The sequence below is a fragment of the Tenuifilum sp. 4138str genome, from assembly GCF_041102575.1.
Taxonomy (GTDB): domain Bacteria; phylum Bacteroidota; class Bacteroidia; order Bacteroidales; family Tenuifilaceae; genus Tenuifilum; species Tenuifilum osseticum.
In genome coordinates this window covers 89,407-109,690 of sequence record NZ_JBGCUE010000002.1, presented here as the reverse complement: position 1 = coordinate 109,690, position 20,284 = coordinate 89,407, and the positions used below count along the sequence as shown (strand labels likewise).

At 41.7% G+C, this 20,284-nt stretch carries 21 protein-coding genes and 1 tRNA gene; 7 read left to right on the top strand and 15 right to left on the bottom strand.

The annotated features are described in order from the left end of the window. Positions 1-71: 71 nt before the first annotated feature. The 12 genes from AB6811_RS02325 to AB6811_RS02270 form a co-directional block, all read right to left on the bottom strand. Positions 72-752 (bottom strand): hypothetical protein, encoded by a 681-nt coding sequence (locus AB6811_RS02325; protein WP_369488658.1) that lies wholly within the window; start codon positions 750-752, stop codon positions 72-74. A gap of 98 nt (positions 753-850) precedes the next feature. Beyond that, a complete protein-coding gene (locus tag AB6811_RS02320; RefSeq protein WP_369489068.1) occupies positions 851-1,621 on the bottom strand; it encodes a tyrosine-type recombinase/integrase in 771 nt (256 codons plus the stop codon). A gap of 26 nt (positions 1,622-1,647) precedes the next feature. Then, positions 1,648-1,938, bottom strand: coding sequence for a hypothetical protein (locus AB6811_RS02315; protein WP_369488656.1), 291 nt, complete (start codon positions 1,936-1,938; stop codon positions 1,648-1,650). A 1,655-nt stretch (positions 1,939-3,593) separates the two neighbouring features. After that, entirely contained in the window at positions 3,594-4,421 is an 828-nt protein-coding gene (tsf, locus tag AB6811_RS02310) for a translation elongation factor Ts (RefSeq protein WP_369488654.1), read from the bottom strand. A gap of 29 nt (positions 4,422-4,450) precedes the next feature. Further along, the gene (rpsB, locus tag AB6811_RS02305; protein WP_369488652.1) at positions 4,451-5,320 is read right to left on the bottom strand and encodes a 30S ribosomal protein S2; all 870 of its coding nucleotides are present in this window, start codon (positions 5,318-5,320) and stop codon (positions 4,451-4,453) included. Positions 5,321-5,439: 119 nt separating this feature from the next. Further along, positions 5,440-5,826 carry a 30S ribosomal protein S9 gene (gene rpsI, locus AB6811_RS02300; protein WP_369488650.1) on the bottom strand — a complete coding sequence of 129 codons (387 nt, stop codon included), beginning with the start codon at positions 5,824-5,826 and terminating at the stop codon, positions 5,440-5,442. 8 nt (positions 5,827-5,834) lie between these two features. Further along, complete coding sequence (gene rplM, locus AB6811_RS02295; protein WP_369488648.1) at positions 5,835-6,290, bottom strand: 50S ribosomal protein L13; 456 nt, start codon at positions 6,288-6,290, stop codon at positions 5,835-5,837. Between the two features lie 1,065 nt (positions 6,291-7,355). Further along, entirely contained in the window at positions 7,356-7,907 is a 552-nt protein-coding gene (gene def / locus AB6811_RS02290; RefSeq protein ID WP_369488646.1) for a peptide deformylase, read from the bottom strand. Between the two features lie 25 nt (positions 7,908-7,932). Next, entirely contained in the window at positions 7,933-8,352 is a 420-nt protein-coding gene (gene ruvX, locus AB6811_RS02285) for a Holliday junction resolvase RuvX (protein WP_369488644.1), read from the bottom strand. A 9-nt stretch (positions 8,353-8,361) separates the two neighbouring features. Further along, positions 8,362-9,114 (bottom strand): LytR/AlgR family response regulator transcription factor, encoded by a 753-nt coding sequence (locus AB6811_RS02280; RefSeq protein WP_369488642.1) that lies wholly within the window; start codon positions 9,112-9,114, stop codon positions 8,362-8,364. 116 nt (positions 9,115-9,230) lie between these two features. Then, the gene (locus AB6811_RS02275) at positions 9,231-10,580 is read right to left on the bottom strand and encodes a 1-acyl-sn-glycerol-3-phosphate acyltransferase (RefSeq protein WP_369488640.1); all 1,350 of its coding nucleotides are present in this window, start codon (positions 10,578-10,580) and stop codon (positions 9,231-9,233) included. Between the two features lie 30 nt (positions 10,581-10,610). Then, the gene (locus AB6811_RS02270) at positions 10,611-11,987 is read right to left on the bottom strand and encodes a bile acid:sodium symporter family protein (RefSeq protein WP_369488639.1); all 1,377 of its coding nucleotides are present in this window, start codon (positions 11,985-11,987) and stop codon (positions 10,611-10,613) included. 189 nt (positions 11,988-12,176) lie between these two features. On the opposite strand from AB6811_RS02270, the gene AB6811_RS02265 reads away from it, so the two are divergent. Together AB6811_RS02265 and rimM are read left to right on the top strand one after the other, a co-directional pair. Further along, the gene (locus tag AB6811_RS02265) at positions 12,177-12,704 is read left to right on the top strand and encodes a 30S ribosomal protein S16 (protein WP_369488637.1); all 528 of its coding nucleotides are present in this window, start codon (positions 12,177-12,179) and stop codon (positions 12,702-12,704) included. Positions 12,705-12,709: 5 nt separating this feature from the next. Further along, positions 12,710-13,231 (top strand): ribosome maturation factor RimM, encoded by a 522-nt coding sequence (gene rimM, locus AB6811_RS02260; RefSeq protein WP_369488636.1) that lies wholly within the window; start codon positions 12,710-12,712, stop codon positions 13,229-13,231. On the opposite strand, the gene AB6811_RS02255 is transcribed toward rimM, so the two are convergent. Beyond that, positions 13,226-13,666 (bottom strand): acyl-CoA thioesterase, encoded by a 441-nt coding sequence (locus tag AB6811_RS02255; protein ID WP_369488634.1) that lies wholly within the window; start codon positions 13,664-13,666, stop codon positions 13,226-13,228. The two genes, rimM and AB6811_RS02255, sit on opposite strands and share 6 nt — an antisense overlap. Next, positions 13,641-15,545, bottom strand: a complete 1,905-nt coding sequence (locus AB6811_RS02250; protein WP_369488632.1) for a polysaccharide biosynthesis protein — start codon at positions 15,543-15,545, stop codon at positions 13,641-13,643. The genes AB6811_RS02255 and AB6811_RS02250 overlap by 26 nt, the downstream gene beginning before the upstream one ends. 193 nt (positions 15,546-15,738) lie before the next feature. Between AB6811_RS02250 and lptB the strand changes: the two genes are divergently transcribed. The 5 genes from lptB to AB6811_RS02225 all read left to right on the top strand — a co-directional run bounded on the left by lptB (position 15,739) and on the right by AB6811_RS02225 (position 19,028). Next, positions 15,739-16,464, top strand: coding sequence for an LPS export ABC transporter ATP-binding protein (lptB, locus tag AB6811_RS02245; RefSeq protein ID WP_369488630.1), 726 nt, complete (start codon positions 15,739-15,741; stop codon positions 16,462-16,464). Between the two features lie 65 nt (positions 16,465-16,529). Next, positions 16,530-16,611, top strand: a tRNA-Leu gene (locus AB6811_RS02240). Positions 16,612-16,689: 78 nt separating this feature from the next. Beyond that, entirely contained in the window at positions 16,690-17,670 is a 981-nt protein-coding gene (locus tag AB6811_RS02235) for a nucleoside recognition domain-containing protein (protein ID WP_369488628.1), read from the top strand. A 62-nt stretch (positions 17,671-17,732) separates the two neighbouring features. After that, the gene (locus AB6811_RS02230) at positions 17,733-18,527 is read left to right on the top strand and encodes a thymidylate synthase (protein ID WP_369488626.1); all 795 of its coding nucleotides are present in this window, start codon (positions 17,733-17,735) and stop codon (positions 18,525-18,527) included. 15 nt (positions 18,528-18,542) lie between these two features. After that, positions 18,543-19,028 (top strand): dihydrofolate reductase, encoded by a 486-nt coding sequence (locus tag AB6811_RS02225; RefSeq protein WP_369488624.1) that lies wholly within the window; start codon positions 18,543-18,545, stop codon positions 19,026-19,028. Here AB6811_RS02225 and clpX read toward each other — a convergent pair. Next, positions 19,025-20,248 (bottom strand): ATP-dependent Clp protease ATP-binding subunit ClpX, encoded by a 1,224-nt coding sequence (gene clpX / locus AB6811_RS02220; RefSeq protein WP_369488623.1) that lies wholly within the window; start codon positions 20,246-20,248, stop codon positions 19,025-19,027. The two genes, AB6811_RS02225 and clpX, sit on opposite strands and share 4 nt — an antisense overlap. Positions 20,249-20,284 lie beyond the last annotated feature (36 nt).

The window sequence follows — 20,284 nt, the reverse complement described above, 5'->3', positions numbered from 1 at the left end:
TAGTAATATTTTTCCGTATCTGCATCATCAGCCCCAGTAAGTGTAACCACGTGTTGTGCGTAGTTTTTTTATTATTCTATAAAATCAAAAAGATTTTTTCGCTCTTCAGTTTCATAATTAAACAATTCTGAAAACAATATTTTGTGCAACGATTTTTTCATTAAGGTCATTTCATTATTATTAAAACTATTCCAATCGTGATCTAAATTTTCCTCTATCAAGTATAAATGAATTTTGTTTCTTAGTTTTCTTAAATGATTGAGTTGAGTGTAAATTGAATGATCGTTACCAAGTAGATTATTTTTCTCTGTTTTCTGAAGCATAGAATTTAAATTCATTTCTACTTCTTTATTTTCTTCTAGTTTCTTTAAAAGTCTAGTTTCAACTTTGATGAAAACTCCATTTACTTTCTTTTCATTTGAATTTATTAAAGCAATTTCTTCAAAAGGCTCTGTTTTATGAAGGTTTTTGCTTTTCAACACGTAATAAAGAATAGATTCAATGACGCTTATTCCAGTTATTACGAATGTTTTAATCAATTCGGTTCTAATAACAGAATGAGTATCTCTTTTCAATGCTTTTGAAATGAACTCTAGATATTGGAGATTGTATGACAAGTTCTTTACCAATTCATATGTTCTGTGAAACTGGTCATTACCAATTATTCCTGTGTTAAAGAAGTTTTCATATAAAACGACATCTTTAACATCCCAAAATATGTCTTTCGTTTCGTTCATGTCAAAATTACGCACAACTAGTTTATATGCGCTACAATGTTGCGCCTTATTTCCATTTTTGGGTGTATAGGCGCTATAAAATAGCGTTCTATTTTCGCAAGTTTAAAAATTTTTTACAAATCATCAAAAGGAGATTTGATTTTTTGCAAACTGCTTTGACTAACATGAGTGTAAATTTCTGTTGTCTTTGAACTCTTGTGCCCCAGTAATTCCTGAATATACCTTAAATCAGTACCAGCCTCCAATAAATGGGTGGCATACGAATGCCTGAGCCAGTGTAGTGTTACTGGTTTCGTGACTTTAGCTTTTAGTAAAGCCTTTTTTAGCAATTGTTCTAAGCTTCTTTCGCTATATTTTTCACCTATGTACTGTCCTTCAAACAACCATACATTTGGTCTATACATTTTATAGTATTCTCTGAGCATCTCAATGGTTTTGTCTGAAATTGGCACTTGTCTGTCCTTGTAGCCCTTCGCGTTTCGAATAATGAGCATATGGCGTTTTGAGTCAACGTCTCCAATTCTTAGGTTCAGCAGCTCGCTACGCCGTAGTCCGCAAGCGTATATCAGGCTTAGCATGGTGCGATGCTTTACGTTGGTTGAGGCCTGGAGTATGGCTTTAACCTCTTCCATGCTTAAAACATTTGGCAGCTTGTGCTCCCGACGGGGGCGTTGCAATCCCTCAACCTCTATTTTGCTTTTGCGTATTTCCCGGAAGTAAAGTTTTAGTGCATTAACTATTTGGTTTTGATACGAAAAGCTATACTTGCGCTTTAGTATATATTGGTTTACAAATAATACCACATCGTCGTTGGATAATTCAGAAACCGGTTTATAGTCAAAATAGCTGAGAAAAACAACCAAAGCATCTGTATAGGTTTTGATTGTGTTGGGGCTATAACGTCTAAATTTTAGCCATTTTTCAAACCTTTTTTTTCCTGCAGAGTATCTATCTGGTATTTATCTTCGTTTGGTGTATGAGATAGATTCTTTATATCCAACCAAGCTATGCTTTTAAATGCTTCAAATGCTTTTTTTAAATTGAAATGAGAAATGGGCAGATACCAACATTTTTTTGTAGCACTCCAATGTGCATTGAGCTTAGTTTTAAGTATCTCAATTAGTTGTAAGTCCTTTTCACATATAAAGCATATAACTTCTTCGTCGCGGTGTCTATCAATTTTTACAGTTACGTTTTTCATGTTCAATGGGTGAATATTGGGGCTTTACCTATACTTTACTGAACAGGTGATTGTTTTAAGTCCTTCTTTATCAATTTGTCACATAATTCTTTTAGTAAAGTTAAAGAATTTATTTATTCGAGACACATCAATTGATTATATCAATTGACGTATCTGCGTTTATGTCAGTGATGATAGGGATAGTAATTAGATATCAATGTTGTTTAGTTAAGGTTGTAAGTCATGTTGCGCACGAGCGAAACATTACGCTGTCGTGCTGAGTCCCGATTTATCGGGATAGACTTCGCCGAAGCATCTCATTGCTCTTTTCTCTTCAATCCTTTGAAGAGATCCCTCGACTTTGTTGGGGATGACAAATGAAGTTGATCGTGTATAGTTGCTCGTTGTTCGTAAAACAATTGTCATGCTGAGCCCAGTCGAAGCATCTCCTTTTACCTTTATTTTACAAATACGATTCCTCAGCCAATAAGAATAATAAAAGGAAACGGCATAAAAGCCTGACCCGGCAATGGGTCGGGCTTTTATGCCTTGATTTTCTTTGGTTCTTTCTTGTATCAAGACAAGAAAGAACGCATAAATCACTCTTTGCAATGCTTTTAGGTTGCGATGCAACGTATCTGAATTGCTCTTTGGAAAAGTTGTTGCGTGCATCGCAAAATAATTTGAACACCTCAATGCCCTGGGTTAAAACCCAGGGCTAATGTGATTTGCCCTTTCAGGGCGATTTGTGTGTGCGTCTAAAGACGTGTGCTAACTAGTGAGTTCTTAAATCTTAAATCGAGATACCTCGACTAGTTCGGAATGACAATGGAGTTGTAAATATTTCGTCCCTACGGGGCGGGAAGCATTGATTGTTGATCGTGGAAAAAGACCTCACCCCCGCCCCTCTCCTGACAGGAGAGGGGAGAAGCAATTAGGAAACCTTATTGCAGGGCTAAAGTCTCCCCTCTCAGGGGAGATTTAGAGGGGTCATCTGGGTTGAATGTGGATACGACCTTACCCTAACCCATATTCCTGATAGGGAATGGAGCGGAAGAAGCAAGCAGAGGCATAAAAGCCTGACCCAGAAATGGGTCGGGCTTTTCAGCCTTGATTTTCTTTGGTTCTTTCTTGTATCAAGACAAGAAAGAACGTGTGAATCGCTCTTTGCAATGTCTCTCTGTTGCGATGCAAAGTTTCCCCCTTGTTCTTTAGCTTATGTATTGCGTGCATCGCTATACAGGTGGGAGTCGTGATGGAGTTACAAATGTTTAGCCCCTACGGGGCTGGAAGCGTTGCTCGTTGTTGGTGTATCGTTGTTCGTGAATGCTACGTTATACTCTCTGTGCAACACGTGTTACACTGTGTAACTCTGTGATACTTTCTGTCGATCGGTTCATGAGATAGTTGTCATGCTGAGCTAAGTCGAAGCATCTCTTTCCCCTTTTACCCTTATATGAGATCCCTCGACTACGCTCGGGATGACAACATCATGGCTCCCTAACTCCCTTTATCATGTTGAGCGCAAGCGAAACATCTCATGGGGTCGATTAGAGATCCTTTGCTGTGCGCAGGATGACAGGCATGTATATTTTTGTTAACTAAACGACATTGAGTAGATATAATAAAAAAGGAGAGCAGGGTTGCTCTCCTTTCAAGGTGATATGCTGTAAGGATTATAGGTTGAGCGATACGCGTTTGAATGCGGTTACCTTAACGTCCTTATCAACGCTTTGCAGGTACTGGCGTATGGTTAACTTGCTATCCTTAACAAATTCCTGGTTGAGCAGGGTGCTCTCCTTGTAGAATTTCTGTAGCTTGCCTTCGGCAATCTTATCGAGCATGTTCTCGGGTTTGCCCTCAAGGCGTGCCTGCTCGCGGCCAATTTCAAACTCCTTCTGGCGAATATCTTCGGGAACATCGTCCTTGTCGATAGCCACAGGGCTCATGGCGGCAACCTGCATGGCAACATCCTTAGCGGCCTGGATATCGATTGCTTTGCTGAAGCCTACCAGAGTAGCCAGCTTGTTGCCCATGTGGATGTATGAAACCACCATGGGTGCTTCAACCTGCTCGTAGTACGATAGTTCAACCTTTTCGCCGGTAATACCGGAGAACTCGGCAACAAAATCGGCTACCTTGCGGCCATCGAGGCTCGATTCCTTGAGCGCGTCGAGGTTGGCAGGTGCTGTATTCAGGGCATGGTCAAGTATTTTATTGGCTACGCCAAGGAAATCGGCATTCTTAGCAACAAAGTCGGTTTCGCAGTTAAGCACAATCATGGCACCACGGGTACCGGCCTGGTTAACCTTTGAAATGGCAGCGCCTTCACCGGCTTCACGGTCGGCACGTTTATTGGCAATGGCCTTACCGCGTTCGCGGATAAGTTCAATGGCGCGTTCCATATCGCCGTTAGCTTCAACCAGAGCATTCTTGCAATCCATCATGCCTGCTCCGGTAAGTTTACGAAGTTTTGCTACATCAGCAGCTGTAATTTCAGCCATGGTATTTAGTTTTTTTAGGGTCTATGTTGTTATTCTTCGTCAATCTCATCGTCAACGATAGTGGCAGTGGGTTTTTCAACCTCTTCAACCTCGTCGGCTTCATCCTCATCTTCGGGCTCTTCAACTACATCGGCAGCTTTTTTAGCCTTGCGAGCGCGGGTTTTTACGCCCTCCTCTTTTTCGGCAGCGGCAGGTTCCTTATCCTTTTCAGCCTTGCGTTCCTCAAGCCCTTCCTGAATGGCTTTAGCCATGATGTCAACAATCAGGGCGATAGATTTGGATGCATCGTCGTTAGCGGGTATCACAAAATCGATTGGAGTAGGATCACAGCAGGTATCAACCATTGCGATAACCGGAATGTTAAGCCTATTGGCTTCACGAACGGCGATATATTCCTTTTGAACGTCAACCACAAAAAGGGCTGCTGGTAAGCGATTGAGGTTGGCAATTGAACCAAGGTTCTTTTCCAGCTTGGCGCGTTGGCGTTGAATTTGGAGCTTTTCACGCTTTGAAAGGGTGTCGAAAGTGCCGTCGGTCATCATCTTATCGATGCTGTTCATCTTTTTAACGGCTTTGCGGATGGTGGGGAAGTTGGTGAGCATACCACCAGGCCAACGCTCAGTAACGTAAGGCATGTTAATAGCCTTGATACGTTCGGCAACAATGTCCTTTGCCTGTTTTTTGGTGGCAACAAAAAGGATCTTACGACCCGATTTGGCGATTTGCTTTACTGCAGCGGCAGCTTCATCGATTTTTACTACTGTTTTGTGCAGGTCGATAATGTGGATACCGTTTTTCTCCATAAAGATGTAAGGAGCCATCTTTGCGTTCCACTTGCGCTTTAAGTGACCAAAGTGCACACCTGCTTCGAGCAGTTCCTGAAAATTTGTTCTTGACATTTTTTGTTTGTTTAGATTTTTTGGCAATCGCTCAGTAGTCCCTTTCGGGAGTCTGGGCAATTTATTACTAAACTGCCTGCCAAATGGTTAATAAATAGTTTGTTAAACAATTGATAGCATTAACGTTTGCTGAACTGGAATCTCTTTCTGGCTTTTGGCCTACCGGGTTTCTTACGTTCAACCTCACGAGGATCGCGGGTTAAGAAACCGTTGGCGCGCATAACAGCCCTGTTTGCCTCGTTGTACTCAACAAGTGCGCGGGCAATACCAAGCCTAAGAGCCTCAGCCTGACCGGTTATACCACCACCATCGAGAGTTGCCTTAATGTCAAAACCTTCGGTGGCGTTAAGTACCATTAGAGGCTGCTTTACCACGTAGTGGAGCAGTTCTGAGCTGAAATACTCCTTGAGGTCGCGGCCATTTATGGTGATGTTGCCTTTACCTTCGCGGAGGTAAACACGGGCAACAGCCGATTTTCTTCTACCTAATCCGTTATAAACCTGCATAAGTTAACTTATTTAATGTTGCTTAATTCAATTTTCTTTGGTTGTTGTGCCTCGTGCGGATGCTCGGAACCAGCATAAACGTAAAGGTTGCGGAACATCTCGGCGCCAAGCCTGTTCTTAGGCAGCATGCCCTTTACAGCGTGCTCAATAACCCAAATGGGCTTGCGATGAAGCATTTCCTTAGGGGTTGAGAAACGCTGACCACCAGGGTATCCGGTGTGGCGTACATACTCCTTATCGGTTAACTTACGACCGGTTAAACGAACCTTGTCGGCATTGATGATAATTACACTATCACCACAATCGACGTGTGGGGTGTAGCTGGGTTTGTGTTTCCCCCTTAGGATTTTTGCTACTTGGCTCGATAGGCGACCTAGCACCTGGTCAGTAGCATCAATCACAACCCACTCCTTTTTAACGGTGGCATCGTTTGCCATTACCGTTTTGTAACTTTGCGTATTCACTGCAATCTCTTAATTTTTAGGTTAATACCAACTTTTTTGTGATCCTTAAATTTGATAATAAGCGGGACGCAAAAATACAACTAATTATTTAATTAGCAAGGGATAGCTTAAAGAAAAATTTTTGATTGAACTGAAGCTGAAGTGGTTAGTTTTAGTGTTTAGGGTATAGTGTTTAGGGTATAGTAGATTTATTATTATTGTCTAGTCCTAAAATATGGTTCCACTTAAGGTATGAGGGAGCAAGGCATAGCCTCTAAGCCTTTATTCATTACTCAGGAATTAATGCTGTTTGATTTAGGATATTTTTTTGTCCCGTTTGTTCGGGATGGATTCCGACGAAACATCTATCTGTCATGCTAAGCTAGCCGAAGCATCTCTTTGAACCTTTATTCCCTTTTTTAAATGAGATTCCTCGACTAGCTCGGAATGACAATACTTTTGACATCCACGTCCCCTTTGTCATGCTGAGCTTGTCGAAGCATCTCTTAACCTTTAATTCTTGATGTTTTTTGGGCAATTGCTCTTGGCCATACTTTTCTGTTGCGATGCAACGTTTCAGTGTTGCTCTTAGAAATGTCAATGCGTGCATCGCAATTAACGCGGGAGTAGCCATGGGGTTACAAATGTTTAGCCCTTACGGGGCTGGAAACGTTGTTCGTTGCTCGTGAATCGTTGTTCGCGATAGCCACGTCATACGCTCTGTGTAACACCGTGTCACACTGTGCAACTCTGTGATAACAATTTAGTTGAAAGTTGAAAGTTGAAAGTTGATGGTTGATAGTTGATGGCTTAAGAAACCACCTACAATCATGAATCTGAAATCTGAAATTTTAAATTTTAATTCTTTATCCTTAAACACCCCCCCCACTGTACACTGCACACGGAACACGGTACACTAAATATGAGATTCCTCCGCAAAGTTTATCCCGGCATTTCGGGGATAAGGTAGGCAAAAGAGCGTTTATTTGTTAGCTGAACAACATTTGAATTTTCAGACTCTCAAAGGAATACGTTAAGAGTTTTAGCTGCCAAGAAATATTTAGCAGTCAAAAACTCAGGTATCGTTTATCCAATCCGGCACTTGTAGCTTGCGCTATACTTACCCTTGGCTATTGCATTGAGCTTTGAGCGGAGCAGCTGCTTGCGGATGGGCGATACACGGTCGGTAAAGAGTATGCCATCCAGGTGGTCGTACTCATGCTGGATGATGCGGGCAGCCATGCCCTCATACACTTCCTCGTGCTCCACAAATTTCTCGTCGAGGTAACGAATGCGAATTTTCGACTCCCGTTCAACATCCTCATGTAAGCCGGGCAGGCTAAGGCAACCTTCGTTATAAATTACTTTCTCGCCAAAACGTTCAGTAATCTGGGCGTTTATGAAGACCTTGCGGAAATCCTTAAGGGTTGGGTCATCGTCGGCAAGGGGAGTGCCGTCAACCACAAAAAGCCTAATGGAAAGGCCAATTTGGGGGGCAGCCAAACCAATACCATCGGATTGCTCCATGGTTTCGAACATGTCAGCTATAAGTGCATCGAGCTGGGGGTAATCGGGTGTTATATTCTGAGCCACCTTGCGCAATACTGGCGATCCGTAAACGTAAACTGTTCGTATCATCTGTCCTAATTAACGCGTAAAATTACTACTTATATTTTAATCCCTCCATGTAGCTTTGCAGGATAATGGCAGCGCTGATTTTATCTACATTGCTCTTTTCCCTCCTGTCCTTCTTCTTCATGCCACCATCAATCATGGCCTGCAAGGCCATTTTGGAGGTAAACCTTTCGTCCACAAGTTCAATGGGCATTTCGGGAAACCTCTTTTTGATGGCGTTAATTACGGGCTTTATGTAGTTAACAGCTTCGGAAGGGGTATTGTTCATTTGGCGGGGATTGCCCACTACCAGTATGTCGATGTTTTCCTTCAGAAAAAGTTCAGTAAGATAATCGATTACCTTATGGGTGGGTATGGTTTCCAGCGGCGATGCAATAATTCGCAACGGATCGGTCATGGCTATGCCCGTTCGCTTACGACCAATATCAAGTGCAACGATTCTACCCAAAACAGCAGCTTATTTTGAAATATTCTCGAGCTGATGATTCAAACGTTCCAGATACTCGCCCCTTACGGTAATTAGCTCGTGGTTTTTCAGCTCAATATTACCTTCTGGCTTATTTGAAATTTTACGGATCATTCCAAGGTTAATCAGGCAGTTTGGGTTGATGAAGCTAAAATTACGTTCCTCAAGCAAAGTGCAAATGTCGCCAAAAGGGTTGTTGGCCAGAAATTGGCTGCCATTTACCAGCTTGATTTGGGTTCCGTTAGGAACACTCTCAACAAAAACAATTTCGCCAACATCAAGGCATTCGTACTTGTCATTTGTTGAAACCACCAACTTCTGGGGAATAATCTCCTTGATATTCTCAAAGAGGGCGAAATACTTGTTACGGCCATCAAAGTTTGAGTAACGCCGACGGATAACCTTTTCCAACGCTTCGTGGAGTTCATCAACCTCAATTGGCTTTAGTAAAAAATCGATAGCGCTGTACTTAAAGGCCTTGATGGCGTAGTTATTGTATGCGGTTATAAAGATAACATCAAAGTTCCGGTGAGGACAACCCTCAAGGAAATCGAAGCCGCTACCTCCTGGCATTTCGATGTCGAGGAAAACGATATCGGGATCATATTTGGTTACCTTATCGATACCTTCACTGGCAGAATAAGCAACCCCAATAATCTCGATATGCTGCTCAAAATGTCCTAGGAGCAACTCAAGCGTACGTAACGAGGCAATCTCATCGTCAACAATTAGGGCCTTAAGCATCGGGTTAATATTTCATCGTGCAAAAATACGAATAGTTACATTCATTTTCAAATGTAATGGTATTACAGCAAAACCTGACGTTGAATGGGTATGATTACAGAACAAGATATTCCGAATTAAAATATCGACTTAATATCATTCATTAACCTATTGAAATGGTTATTGATGCGTTCAAACTCATTTCTATTCCTAGTCGCAAAAATCAAAATACTGATTAATCCTCTAATCTTATAGAACAACTTACGCCAGTTGTAAAGAATAACTGCTGCGGGAGGTAGTAAAACAAGGTAAAGCAATGCCATTGCTAAGCTTTTTAGAATCAGTCCAACAATTACTGTTTGGATTAGGTATGCAAGTGGCAATAACAGCAAGCCCGCAGCATGGCGAACTGAACTGTGGAACTGAACGTCCTCAAATTTCTTACTTAACTGGTAGGGAATAATTATAGGTATGATATGGTTGATGAACCCAAAAATGGCCAAAGGCGACAATGCAACAAAAAGTGGAACCATCCAGAGCAGGTTAAAAGCTTTACTTACCTTTAGCGGCAATGCTTGGGTTTTAATCCGGTTGGCTGAAATGCGATCCCTCAGCTCATGGGCTAGCTGAATAATCCCATCGAAGGTACTCCTGTCCGTTTCCTTAAGTCTGTCGAGTTTGAGAATCAACCTTTTGCTTATTTCAAATGCCTGGTTTAGAGTATTGGGTAGTTTGTTCTCCTTGATAAATCTTTTTGGGAAAAGCTGGGTTAGGAAAAGGTACTCGTAATAGTTCTGTTCATCTTCAATGTGAATCATTTCCGCTTTAATGCGTTCTGATAGTTCATCTATCAGGGCATTGTAAGCAAGGGCTTTGCTTTGCCTGTAAAGGTCAAGGTATTTCTTAACAGGGAAAGGTTCACCAATCCGGATGAGCAATTTGCTCCTATACCTAACATAGTTTGAGTAGTCCAGCCCAACAGGGACAATATGAATGTTAAGTGAGCCATCGGAAGCATCCTCGGTTTGAAGGGCAATGCGGGCAATACCCTTCTTTAGAGGTCGTAGCATTTTGAAACCAGCATGGTTCCCCTCGGGGAGAATTACAAGACCGTTGCCTTTACGGATTATATCCATGGTTTTTAGGAAAATACTATCGTTAAGTGAGAGGTTCTCAAAACCATCGCGAATGCGGTAAACGGGCATGATTTTTAGAAAGGTAAGTATTTTTGATACCAGCGGTTTCTTAAAAATATCGGCACGGGCAAGGAAAATGGGCTGCCAGCTATGTTTAAGGGTTAACATGGCAAGCGCATCAATTAGCGCATTTTGGTGGTTGGGGGCAAAAATAAAGGTAGTATTAGGCGGAAGCTTTTCCATGCCTACAATCTCGGTTTTAAAGTAAAGCTTAAACAAAAAGTTTTGGTAAAACCTTAAAAGCCAGTATGCTTTTGACCATTCCTCAATTCGTTCACGATTGGTGGGCATAGCTATGTTGGATTAAAAACAAAAATACATTTAGAGGGGTTTTCTTGACCAGTAATAGGCAATCCCAAGTCCCGATACTATATGCCATATACCCCAAAAGGCAGCGATAAAGGCCATTCCGCCAAGTCCATCGAATAGGTTGGGGTTAAAGATTAGCACAAGTCCAAGACCTGAATTCTGAATACCGGTTTCAATTGCTATAGTTCTTCGGTCTTGCTTGCTAAGCTTAAAAATGCTTGGGATAGTATAACCTACCAGTAACCCCAATCCATTGTGTACAAGAACAATTAGCGCAATTAGATGGATATATTTCAGGAAGTACCCAAAGTTAGCAGCCAGCGCGGCAACAACAAAACCCAAAAATGCCACAATGGAAAAAATCTTAAAAGGTTTTGAAATGCGCTCCGCAGTATTTGGGAAGAACCGGGCAAAGGCGATACCAAGAATAACCGGTATTCCAAGCAGTATCAGAACGGTTCTAATCATTTCCCAAGCATCAATCTCAATGGGTATTACCAGGTTAGAGGCCGCTGAGTAAAGTTTTCCCCAAAAGGCAAAGTTGAAGGGTGTCATAAATATTGCCGCAAGGGTGGCAATGGCCGTCAAAGTAATTGACAGTGCCACGTTTCCCTTTGCCAACGATGAAATGAAGTTAGATATATTTCCTCCCGGGCAAGCTGCAACAAGTATCATACCCATTGCAACGCTTGGTGTTGGTTGAATAATTAATACTAGGAGAAATGTAAAGAAAGGTAAAACAAGGAACTGTGAAAGGAAACCGAGAATAACAGGTTTAGGACTAACCAGCAACAGCTTAAAATGCTCAATCTTGATTTGAAGGGCGATGCCAAACATTATTAAAGCCAGGGTGATGTTCATAAAAAGCAAACCACCCTTTGTGAAGTTGAGCCATATCCAATCAAGTGTCTCAAGTGTGGCTTTTAGGTGAACCTCAGTTTTAATAACTTTTCCGTTGGCCATTTCAATACGATGCCTGTTGGTGTAGTACCAATCCTCTCCTTTTACTATACTATCGGGCTCACCTGCGCGCTCCAGCGCTTCAGAAATATTCATTCCAATCCTGAGCGATGATATGGGAGTTTCCTTTTTCTGTTCGGCTTTAAGTTGCCTTTTCAGCTTAATTTTTAGTTTTTTATGCGGTTCAGCTAGCCGAATATCCCTTATAACGCTGTCAATAAAAACGGCCTGATTCCCTTGGTAGAAATACCTGAAAACCACCTGTATTTCGGTTGGTGTGCCAAGTGTTTTGGTAATAAAAGCTGAATCGCTACCTTGAGGGATGGTTTTTATCTTTTTGGCAATGGTTTCAGCGTTTGCTAACGATGATAGCAGTATTACCAATAAGAAAACTAACAGCTTTAGCGTAATGGTTGATATTCTTTTCATGCTTAGCAAGGTTTAGTGTTTTTTAACAAACCCATACCCTGCAAAGGTTACTATTTTTTTTCAAATAGCAATTGTCAAAAATTTATATCAAAATAAGAATAAAGCAATTTTCTGAGTTCCAAATCGTAAAAAAAAGTATATCTTTGCGCCGCTAAAGTAAAATAGTAGGTTTAACTAAAAGCGTAAAGTATGCCTGTAAAAATCAGACTAAGCCGCCAGGGAAGGAAGAAAAGACCTTTCTACCACATTGTGGTGGCGGATAGCAGGGCGCCACGAGATGGCAGATTCATTGAGAGGATTGGTTCATACAATCCCCTTACAAATCCTGCTACTATTGAATTAAATTTTGATAGGGCATTGGACTGGCTGCAAAAAGGCGCTCAACCAACTGACACCTGTAGGGCTATCCTATCGTACAAAGGTGTAATGCTAAAGAAACACCTTCTTGAGGGTGTTAAAAAGGGTGCTCTTACCCCCGAGCAAGCTGAGGCTAAATTCCAGGATTGGGTAAGCCAAAAGGAAGCTAAGATTAAGGCTAAGATTGATTCATTGGCCAAGGGCGAAGCCGAGGAGATGAAGAAACGCATGGAAGCCGAATCGAAGGTTCGTGATGCTCGCGCTCAGGAAATAGCCAAGAAGCGCGCCGAAATGGCTGCCAAAGAAGCCGATTCTCAAGCAGAGTCAACTTCGGAGGAAACCGAAAACGCTGAGGCTTAAGGTGCATGGGGGATGCCGGTTTCGTTGAGATTGGATATATCCAAAGAACACATGGCATTAACGGTGAACTGGCGGTGAGTTTAAACTCATCGGTTGAGTTCAACCCCGAAGAATTGGAATCGGTATTTCTTGAAATTGAAGGAATACCGGTTCCTTTTTTTATTACCCGTATTCGTTTCCAAAACCCTGAAAAGGCAATTGTAAAGTTCGATGATGTGGACTCTATTGACCAGGCGCAGGAACTTTACGGTGTTAAAATGTTAATCCCTTCCACCGCTATAGAGCTGGAGGACGAAGTTTACCTTTCCGATTTAGTTGGATACAAAGTGCTGAATACCGACAAATCGGAGGTTGGAGTTATAGTTGATTACACAGAGTACTCAATGAATGCAACATTTGAGTTGGTTACCCCTGATGGTAAACATGTACTGATCCCAGCAGCTGACGAACTGATTGTGGAGGTTGATACTTCGGCTAAGCTGCTTGAAATGGAACTTCCTGAAGGCTTGATTGATTTAAACCTATAGCTGTAAATCTTTCTCAAAGCTTAATATTAACTCCCTCCAACGGTGCGGGATGGGAATGGATTTGCCGGCCGCATTGCTGAAACAAACCATTACAGCTTTGCTTACTGCGGCCACTTCACCGGTAGTGTTGTTAAAAATCTCCTGACGCATTTTTAGGCTTTTGTTGCCTATTTCATAAATCTTACTTAATACCTCAATATTATCCCACATGCGTATGGGAATAATGTAATCTATAGTGATACTCGCCAATACAAGCCCTTCTACCTCCCAGTTCATTTTTTCCTGTAAAACCTCAGTAAAGTACTTCAACCTGCCTAGGTCAAAGTACTGCTGGTAAACCGAGTTGGTTACGTGTGAAAGTTGATCGATATCGTTAAACCTGATTTGGATGGGTGTACGGTGGAAAAATTTATGCAGTTTTGGATTGCTGCTCATTTCTGTACTTTTTTTGCTGGTCGATATCTTCGTAAACCGAGTTACGGCTGATAAATTCGGGGACAATATCCTTCATTATGCTTACTATCCTAAAATTATTGTGGCTTGGAAGAGCGTTTATTAATTCCATTATTTTGGGTATCACCTCTTCCTGCTTATACTCGTTAACCTTGGCAATCATAATCTTAGGATGGTAGGTAGGAATGGTATTTTCCTTGTTGTTGAGTAGTTCTTCATATAGTTTTTCCCCGGGCCTAAGTCCGGTAAAGCTGATTTGAATATCCTTACCATAGGTTAGCCCTGAGAGTTTAATCATCTTCTTCGCCAGATCGAGAATCTTTACTGGCTTGCCCATGTCAAAAATGAATATTTCGCCACCTTGCCCCATTGCCCCTGCTTCAAGGACAAGCTGACAAGCCTCGGGGATGGTCATAAAGTACCTGATAATGTCCGGATGTGTAATGGTAATTGGGCCTCCATTCTCAATTTGCTTCTTAAAGCGTGGAATAACTGATCCGTTTGAACCCAAAACATTTCCAAAACGGGTAGTAATAAACTTTGTTTGGGAAGTATAGTTCAGCGTTTGGGTGTAGATCTCGGCTATACGTTTGCTTGCCCCCATAACATTTGTGGGGTTTACCGCTTTATCGGTGGAAATCATTACAAATTTTTCAACGTGAAATTTTACAGCGATATCGGCAACGAGTTTTGTCCCTAAAACGTTGTTAAACACCGCTTCGGTAGGGTTGTTTTCCATCATAGGAACATGCTTGTAGGCAGCAGCATGGAATACCACTTGTGGCTTAAATGCCTCAAATAGCCTGTTCACCCTGTACTCGTTTGTAACGCTTCCTATAACAGTTTCAAAGTCGAAAAATTGAAAAGTTTCCTTTAGCTCAAGTTCCAACTCGTATAATGGCGTTTCTGCCACATCGAAAAGAATGATCTTATTGGGGTGAAACTTGGTGATTTGCCTTACCATCTCGCTCCCAATTGATCCGGCAGCACCTGTAACCAAAACCACTTTACCTTTTATGTAGTCCTGTATTCGCTTTTTGTCAAGGACAATAGGTGGCCTTTCAAGTAAATCCTCAATTTTAATGTTTTTAATCTGCTTTACATTGAGTTCCCCGTTAATCCATGCATTTGCATCGGGGATGGTTTGAACGCTAACGTTTAGTTTTAAACACTTCTCAATAATCTTGTTTTTACGGTTTGGATCAAGATTCTTGGTCGCAAGAATAACCTTGGTAACGTCGTGTTTTTGGATTAGGTACTCAATTTTGCCGATATTGTATATCTCAATGTTTTCTATCTTATTCCCTTCCTGCTTATTGTATGGGTCAATAAACCCAACTATTTGAATGCCTGTAAGGCTTTCCCTGTCGATTGCGCGCTTAACAGCCGCAGCAAATTGTTCAACACCAACTATCAAAATCTTTTCACTATTAAGGTCAGAGTTTCTAATGGTATAGTAAAGTGTTTTGTAGAAAAGCCTTGATCCAACCATTAGTATTATGGTCAAAAAGTAATCTATGAGTAAAATGGAGTTTGGAATAATAAAACGGCTGCTTATAAAAAAGTTGATGAAGTTGATGACAAAAAGAACGAAAGTACTTACGCTTGTTACAACAAAAATTCTTTCGGCATCCTTAGTACTTGTATAACGAATTAAACCTGCAAAGGTACGGAACGATAAAAAGTGAACTGCTCTGATGAAAAGAACCAAAGGGATAACCGATTTTAGCAGTATTCTGTATTCCTCTGAAATAGAAAACTCAAACCTGACAAAAAACGAAAAGGTTATGGAAAACAAGCATATAACCAAATCGATTAAAAAAACTATCCACCGGGGTGTATGTTTTGGAGGGTTTATCATTTTGATGGTTTCTTATGCAAAGGTACAAAAAAAAATTCTAATCGAATTTAACAATTTTTATGCCATAATTGAAAGCTAGAACCGGATTGTGGTAAGATATATGGATAATCATACCATATAAAAAAGATTAAGGAATACATTGAGTAAAATAAAATAGTTACTTTTACGCACAAATTGAATAGTTAACTGTACTATGCGGCTCTATACTGATACACTGGTTAAGCGATACAAGACTCGTACTGTTGTTAAAGGGGCAAGCGTTGAGCTAAGTCAAGGGGAAATTGTGGGGTTGCTTGGCCCCAATGGGGCAGGTAAAACCACAACTTTCTACATGATTGTTGGTTTAATTAAGCCGAACTCTGGCAGGATTTTCCTAGACGATATTGATATAACCGACGAACCTGTTTTCCGCCGTGCACAGCGTGGTATTGGCTATCTTGCTCAGGAGGCTTCGGTTTTTAGGCAGCTAAGCGTTGAGGATAACATTAAGGCCGTATTGGAGATGACTAACTTCAGTAAGGATTACCAGCACGAGAAGTTAGAGTCGTTGCTCAATGAGTTTGGCCTGCAAAAAATTCGGAAGAGTTTGGGAATACAACTTTCAGGTGGTGAACGGCGTAGAACCGAAATAGCCCGTGCGCTTGCCCTTGACCCCAAGTTCATCCTGCTCGATGAGCCATTTGCCGGGGTTGATCCCATTGCCGTGGAGGATATTCAGAATATTGTTGCCCACCTTAAGGATAGGAACATTGGCATTCTTATCACTGATCATAATGTCCATGAAACACTTTCCATTACCGATAGGGCTTACCTACTTTACGATGGAGAAATACTTAAAGCAGGTACTGCCGAAGAACTTGCCGATGATGAGCAGGTTCGAAAGCTTTACCTAGGGCAAAACTTTGAGCTTAGGAAATAATTATCCAAAATAGTGTAAGGTTATTGGTATTTTAAAAATACTTTATAACTTTGCACCGAAATTTTGCGGATATGGCGTAATTGGTAGCCGCGCTAGACTTAGGATCTAGTGCCGAAAGGCGTGGGGGTTCGAGTCCCTCTATCCGCACTAAGCCCGGGATAACCGGGCTTATTCTTTTTTAAACCTTTACCAAGGTTATGCATCATAGCAACAATACTTATTGGTATGCGAAGCAAGCTTTTGGCCATTGCGGTTAGTTTAAGGTTTTTAGCTGGTTCTTTTTCCGAAAAAATTTTGGGGTGTTTCATGAGAGCTTACCCCAAAGCCATAAAGACATCCTTCTGGATACTAAAGTTTACCTTACCCATATCGTTTTTGGTAAGTGTTTTGAACTACTTTGGCTTGCTAAATACGCTTAGCGTTTTTTTAACTCCGGCATTCAAGCTGATTGGTTTACAGGGCGAGGCGGCTCTAGCCTTTGTAACTGGAGTTTTCTTGAATATCTACTCAGTAATAGCGGTATTGTCGCAGTTAACCTTAACATTACGAGAGGTTACAATTATAGCTGTAATGAGCCTCATAGCCCACAACCTAATTGTTGAAACCGCAGTGCAGTCGCAAACCGGCTCACAGGCATGGCATATGGTTGCTTTACGCTTAGGAATGGCTTTTTTAGCAGCCTTTGTGCTAAACTTAACTCTTCCACCTTTAGATCAGGTTTTTGGAAACCCTGTTAATTATGACCAAGCTCTAAGCTTTTTTGCTCACCTACAGGGATGGCTGCTCTCAGCTTTTAGAATGATTATTAAGATTGTCGTTATAATTTTCCTGTTAATGGTATTGCAGGAAGTGCTCAGGGAGTTCAATCTCATAAGGGTTTTAACTGTTCCGATGTCGCCCATAATAAAATTACTTGGACTTCCTCAATCAACATCGTTCCTGTGGATTATTGCAAACACGTTAGGGCTCGCCTACGGTTCAGCAGTAATGTTCGATGAGGTTAGCCACGGAAGAATTAGAAAGCCAGAAGCCGATTTGCTTAACTACCATATTGCCATTTCGCACTCAAACCTGGAAGATTTGCTTCTATTTGCGGCCATTGGCGTATCAATTCCATGGATGCTTGGTATTAGACTGATTATTGCTGCGCTGGCAGTGTGGGCGCGTAGGTGGTATCTTTCTGCAAAAGGAGAAGTTTTCATTTGATATTAACAGCTCATACTTGCTTCGTTTTTCTTTTATATTTTTGAGCAGAAAATTATTTGGTCATGGTTCAATACCTTAATCTGCTCGATCACATCCTTAAACATGGTGTACGCAAAGACGATAGAACTGGAACAGGAACCATTAGTGTTTTTGGTTACCAGATGCGCTTCAATTTGCAGGAGGGTTTTCCGTTGCTTACCACCAAAAAGCTTCACCTGAAATCGATAATCCATGAGCTTTTATGGTTCCTCAAAGGGGAAACCAACATCCGGTACCTGAACGAGAATGGAGTAACCATATGGGATGAGTGGGCCGATGCCAACGGCGATTTGGGGCCGATTTACGGCTACCAGTGGCGTAGCTGGCCAACAGCCGATGGAAGGCAAATTGACCAGATAAGCAGGGTGGTTGATTCCCTCAAAAATAATCCCGATTCACGGCGCCATATCGTATCGGCATGGAATGTAGGTGAAATTGAGAATATGGCCTTACCGCCCTGTCATGTTCTATTCCAGTTCTATGTTGCCAACGGCAAGCTGTCGTGTCAGCTTTACCAGCGCAGTGCCGATGTATTCCTTGGCGTTCCTTTTAATATTGCTTCGTATGCCCTGCTAACCATGATGATGGCTCAGGTTTGCGGGTATGAACCTGGTGAATTTGTTCATACCCTTGGCGATACCCATATCTACCTTAACCATATTGAACAGGTTAAGCTACAGCTGACCCGTGAACCCCGAAAGTTACCACGTATGGTAATAAACCCCGACGTTAAATCGATTTTTGATTTTAAGTTTACTGACTTTAAGCTGGAGGATTATAATCCGCACCCGCATATCAAGGGTGATATTGCTGTGTAGTTCATGGATAAGCCTATGGAAGTATCAATCATAGTTGCAATAGCTGAGAACGGAGTTATTGGTGGGGGGAATGAGTTACTATGGCATATCCCCGAAGACTTGAAACGATTTAAAAGGATCACATCGGGGCACAGTGTTATTATGGGGCGAAAGACCTTTGAGAGTATAGGAAAACCGCTACCCAACCGTAGGAATATAGTGATTTCTAGAAACCCCAGTCTTGATATTGCTGGGGTTGAGGTGGCCAGTTCGATTGCCAATGCCTTGGAAATGACAAAATCAGAAAATGAAATTTTTATAATTGGTGGAGGTGAAATTTACCGTCAGGCCTTGCCCATGGCAACCAAGCTATACATTACCCGTGTGCACGATAAATACGAGGGCGATACGTTCTTCCCTGATATCGATATTAATGAATGGGAACTGGTAAACTCCGAAAAAGGGAACCCGACCACGGGGCCGGGTTACACCTTCGAGGAGTATGTTAGGATTAAGCGTTAAGCTGCTTTTAACCTTTTCAGGTTCGATTTTTCCAACTTATTCTGGGCATATTCTAGTGTAACCACCATCTCCTTTTGATCGCTGGTTGGGAGTTCAAACATTGCATCGATCATAATTGCTTCGCAAATCGACCGCAGGCCACGGGCACCCAGCTTAAACTCTACTGCCTTATCCACTATGTAATCGAGAACCTCTTCGTCGAACTTAAGGTGAATGCCATCATACTCAAAAAGTTTGATATACTGTTTGATAATGGCGTTCTTTGGTTCGGTAAGAATATCACGCAAGGCCTTGCGATCGAGAGGGTTAAGGTATGTGATTACCGGTAAGCGTCCTATTATCTCGGGTATTAGGCCAAAGGCTCTTAAGTCCTGCGGAGCAATGTATTGAAGGAGATTATCCTTATCAATAACCTCGCGGGTTTTGCTAGCACCATATCCTACAACCGTGGTGTTCAACCTTTGGGCAATCTTTTTCTGAATGCCCTCAAATGCGCCACCGCAGATGAATAGGATATTCTTGGTATCAACGGCAATCATTTTCTGTTCAGGATGTTTACGTCCGCCTTGAGGGGGAACATTCACAATTGAGCCTTCAAGCAGTTTTAGTAAGGCTTGCTGAACACCCTCGCCTGAAACATCGCGGGTTATTGAGGGGTTATCGCCCTTTCGGGCAATCTTATCAATCTCATCAATGAACACAATTCCCTTTTCGGCTGCTTCAACGTTATAATCGGCCACCTGTAAAAGCCTTGTGAGGATGCTTTCCACATCCTCGCCTACATAGCCGGCTTCAGTTAGTACTGTTGCATCAACAATGGTAAAGGGGACATGTAGCATTCGGGCAATGGTACGGGCTAGAAGGGTTTTCCCTGTCCCGGTTTCGCCAACCAGAAGAATGTTCGATTTTTCAATCTCTACATCATCGCCTCCGTCGGATTGGAGGAGCCGCTTGTAATGATTGTAAACGGCTACCGATAGAAATTTTTTTGCCTCGTCTTGTCCAATTACATACTGGTCAAGAAATTTCTTTATTTCAAGAGGTTTAAGTAACTTATTTTTTTGAAGCTTAAACTCGCCTTTCTTTTTAAGTTCTTCCTTAACTATAAGGTGTGCTTGTTCGGAGCATAGGTCGCAAATAAACCCATCGAGCCCTGCAATTAGAAGGTTAACCTCCTTACGCGAACGACCACAAAACGAACATTTATCGGTATTCTTCATTTTCCCATTAAATTTGCTGCAAAGTTAATCAATAAA